Source organism: Planctomycetia bacterium, assembly GCA_034440135.1.
Lineage (GTDB): Bacteria > Planctomycetota > Planctomycetia > Pirellulales > JALHLM01 > JALHLM01.
On sequence record JAWXBP010000186.1, the window covers coordinates 1 to 3,314 of the forward strand.

Here is a 3,314-nt window from a genome sequence, read left to right on the forward strand (position 1 = left end):
CCTCTGCAGTCAAACTGACAGGCCGGCCGTTGACCTCACCGTCGATTCGGCCGGCCATCGTCAGTTTGGGAGTTGGCCCGATTCCCCCGTGCGGATTTTCACAATCCCATTCAAGACCCATTTCGCGCGTTCCGCCTGGGCGCCGGTCCCGGCGGGAATCTGAATGTGCAAGTCCGCGAACTCGTAGACAATCTCGGCCTTTCGCCCAGTCAGGCGGTCGTAAAGCCCGATCGCCAGGTCAGGCCACGTGGTCGTGTGCTCGGTCTCCATTTGACGGTCCTCATTGTCGGCAGTTAGGAAGAGGTCGATTTTCAACACAATCACCGTAGTCCAGAAGTCAGCTAGCGAGTATTCGGTTTCTGAGCTGACCTCTAATTCGTTTGGCGTGGCCTTACGTCAGAGTCATTTGTCATCTGGATGATCGCTGGCAATGACCGCGAGCAAGGCAGAGGCGATTGCTAGGCCCGCCACTCCGCAGCCAACCATAAAGATTACGACGTCATCCATTGGACCGCCTCCCCAGCAGCAGAGTCCCGAAACTCAGGATTGACGGAACCCAGAGGCCCACGAACACGCCTTCTTGCTTGCTGCCTGTAAACCAGAGCGAGACGGAGAACAAGAACGACGCGCCGGCCGCAACCACAAAGCCAAGTTTGGCCATTTGAATCTTTGTCATACTGTTCTTTCTGTGCTCAGCAGGAATTCACTATCGTGTCGCGGTTGCTTCTCAACTGCAGCCAGTCCGATTGCCCGGTAGCTGCAATTGAGATCGCAACAATCCAACCGCTCGAATCTCTACTTGGGCAGCACGACGCAATCGATGATGTGAATCACGCCATTGCTGCACGCAATATCAGTCTGAACGACATTTGCTCCGTCGATTTTCACACCGTCGTTGGTGTCAATCGTCAACTCTTGTCCCTGCAACGATTTGGCAGACTTCAGCTTGACCACGTCGGAGGCCATGACCTTTCCGGAGACGACGTGATACGTCAACACACTTTGCAGCTTGGCCTGATTCTCTGGCTTGAGCAGACCTGCCACGACGTCCTCGGGAAGCTTGCCAAAGGCGTCATCCGTGGGGGCAAACACCGTGAAGGGGCCAGCCCCTTTCAGCGTTTCCACCAGCCCGGCAGCCTGAACAGCAGCCACGAGTGTTTTGAACGGCCCGGCCGCTACAGCCGTGTCCACAATGTCATGCATCTTCGAGTTCCTTTCTAAAAGGTTCGTCGCACGCGCCTGAATGGCAAAAATCGTGCAAATCGTTCACGTCGAGAAAACCGCGACAATAACCGCGGCTTAACGCGAAATCTTGGGAGGCCTGGAAAAAGTCTGGCGAAACCGGCGGATGCTGCCCGCTGAGGCCTGCCAATTGAACGTGTTTGCCACGTCAGCTGTGGCCGGGAGTAGTGCCGCAGCCACAAGTGCTGACGCCGTTCGGAATTCGCAGCGCCGCTGCACCGTTTGCAAGAGTGGGACCAAACGCACGGCCTCGATTGGCGGCGCCGCCGCAACGGAATCGTCCAGGGTCGAAAAGCGCCAGCGAAATCTGCCACCGTAAGGAGAACGAAATCACTTGTCGTCCCGCCGGATCCGCCTAGACTTCGGTGAAAATGGGACCGTCGCGGGTGAGCCGTGTCTGCCGCCCCTATGCATCGTCGCCCAAGGGTTTCAGCATGACGCCGCCCGACAGCAATCCCACGCCTTCCTACCCTACCTCGTGTTCGGCGCTGCGGGCGGCATCGGCGCAAGTTTATCGCGCCGGCTGGCGTCTCGCGGCGCGCGATTAGTGATAGCCGGCCGGAACGTCGAGAAGCTCGAATTGCTTGGCGCCGAACTTCAGGCGTCGATATTCCCACTCGATGCCACGCGCTTTGAGGAAGTGGATGCCTGTGTCGAGAAGGTGGTTCAATTGCATGGTCGACTCGATGGCGTCGCGAATTGCGTGGGTTCGTTGCTTCTCAAACCTGCGCACTTAACGACTGAGGCCGAGTGGCTATCCACCGTCGCGACGAATATGACCACGGCCTTTGCCGTCGTGCGGGCCGCCGCCAAAACCATGCTGAATGCTGGCGGGTCCATCGTCCTCGTGTCCTCGGCTGCTGCACGCACCGGCCTGGCGAATCACGAAGCCATTGCCGCCGCGAAGGCAGGGGTGATCGGCCTGACACTTTCCGCAGCCGCGACCTACGGGCCTCGCGGCATCCGGGTCAACTGTGTAGCGCCAGGGCTGGTCCGCACGCCCCTGACCGTCCGACTGACGGCCAACGACGCCTCGTTGAAGGCTTCGACGGCCATGCACGCATTGGGGAGGATCGGGGAACCGGAAGACGTCGCCGCCGCAATTGAGTGGCTGCTTAGTTCGGAGCAGAGTTGGGTCACGGGCCAGGTGCTGGGAATCGACGGCGGCTTGGGTTCGGTCCGCTCACGTTGAACCGCGCGATTTCCCGCGAAGGCAGCGCGAACCGCCGCATTTCTTCCATAACAGAGCATGCGAGTATTGTGCCGCCGCGCGTGGCATCCGCACGTGCGCACATTACGGGTGCGTGTCCGACCCAGGCCGACGCAATGTCCGCCACCCGGCGGGATGTTTGGCGTGGGTCCGATCAACTTTGGGCGTGGCCCCCGATCACACCCACAATCGCGTGACAATGGAGCAACCAACAGCTACGATTCGACTTACGAGAATTAATTGCCTTTGCGCCAGGTGGCCCAACTTCGGCCCATTGGTGATCGGCGGAAACCTTCTTGGAACAAGGTCGGCAACAGAGGTTCTTATGCACCTTCGGTCAGCGACATCAACGTTCGTTTTTTGGGCAGTCCTGGCAATCGGCTGTTTGGGGCAGGCTCGCGCGGACGAGCAGCCGGTGGAAGGTCAGCGCCAAGAAGATCGTTCGGGCGAAGTCAAAAAGCCTCTCAAGGTGTTCATCCTGGCCGGGCAGTCGAACATGCAGGGACACGCCGCCATCTCGACTTTCGACTCGATGGCCGACGACCCGAAGAAGGCCCCGCTCTTGAAGGAGATGCTCGGACCGGACGGCAAACCGCATGTGTGCGAAAGGGTGTGGATCTCGTCGGTCGGTTGCCTCGGCGACGCCTACTCCGACCTGACAGAGGCGAAGGGCAAGCTGACGGCCGGGTTCGGCGCCCCGGAGAACAAGATCGGCCCTGAGTTCACCTTCGGCCTGACGATGGAGAAGCGGCTGAATGAGCCAGTGCTCATCATCAAGACCTCGTGGGGCGGCCGAAGTCTGCACACCGATTTCCGCCCGCCGAGCAGCGGGGAGTTTGCCTGGAGTGAGGCCGAACTGGCA

At 59.8% G+C, this 3,314-nt stretch carries 5 protein-coding genes; 2 read left to right on the forward strand and 3 right to left on the reverse strand.

Going from position 1 to position 3,314, the window contains the following annotated elements:
- Nucleotides 1–60 precede the first annotated feature (60 nt).
- The 3 genes from SGJ19_10885 to SGJ19_10895 all read right to left on the reverse strand — a co-directional run bounded on the left by SGJ19_10885 (nucleotide 61) and on the right by SGJ19_10895 (nucleotide 1,203).
- Complete coding sequence (locus tag SGJ19_10885; protein MDZ4780749.1) at nucleotides 61–270, reverse strand: hypothetical protein; 210 nt, start codon at nucleotides 268–270, stop codon at nucleotides 61–63.
- A 229-nt stretch (nucleotides 271–499) separates the two neighbouring features.
- The gene (locus SGJ19_10890; GenBank protein ID MDZ4780750.1) at nucleotides 500–676 is read right to left on the reverse strand and encodes a hypothetical protein; all 177 of its coding nucleotides are present in this window, start codon (nucleotides 674–676) and stop codon (nucleotides 500–502) included.
- A gap of 119 nt (nucleotides 677–795) precedes the next feature.
- The gene (locus tag SGJ19_10895; GenBank protein ID MDZ4780751.1) at nucleotides 796–1,203 is read right to left on the reverse strand and encodes a fasciclin domain-containing protein; all 408 of its coding nucleotides are present in this window, start codon (nucleotides 1,201–1,203) and stop codon (nucleotides 796–798) included.
- Between the two features lie 517 nt (nucleotides 1,204–1,720).
- On the opposite strand from SGJ19_10895, the gene SGJ19_10900 reads away from it, so the two are divergent.
- Both SGJ19_10900 and SGJ19_10905 read left to right on the forward strand, forming a co-directional pair.
- Entirely contained in the window at nucleotides 1,721–2,434 is a 714-nt protein-coding gene (locus tag SGJ19_10900) for an SDR family oxidoreductase (GenBank protein MDZ4780752.1), read from the forward strand.
- A gap of 343 nt (nucleotides 2,435–2,777) precedes the next feature.
- Nucleotides 2,778–3,314: sialate O-acetylesterase (locus tag SGJ19_10905; protein MDZ4780753.1), on the forward strand; the 537-nt coding region annotated here is incomplete at its 3' end.

Excerpts from the sequence above, each read along its gene's own strand:
- SGJ19_10885 (MDZ4780749.1), bottom strand. The coding sequence starts at position 270 with ATGGAGACCGAGCACACGACCACGTGGCCTGACCTGGCGATCGGGCTT.
- SGJ19_10890 (MDZ4780750.1), bottom strand. The coding sequence starts at position 676 with ATGACAAAGATTCAAATGGCCAAACTTGGCTTTGTGGTTGCGGCCGGC.
- SGJ19_10895 (MDZ4780751.1), bottom strand. The coding sequence starts at position 1,203 with ATGCATGACATTGTGGACACGGCTGTAGCGGCCGGGCCGTTCAAAACA.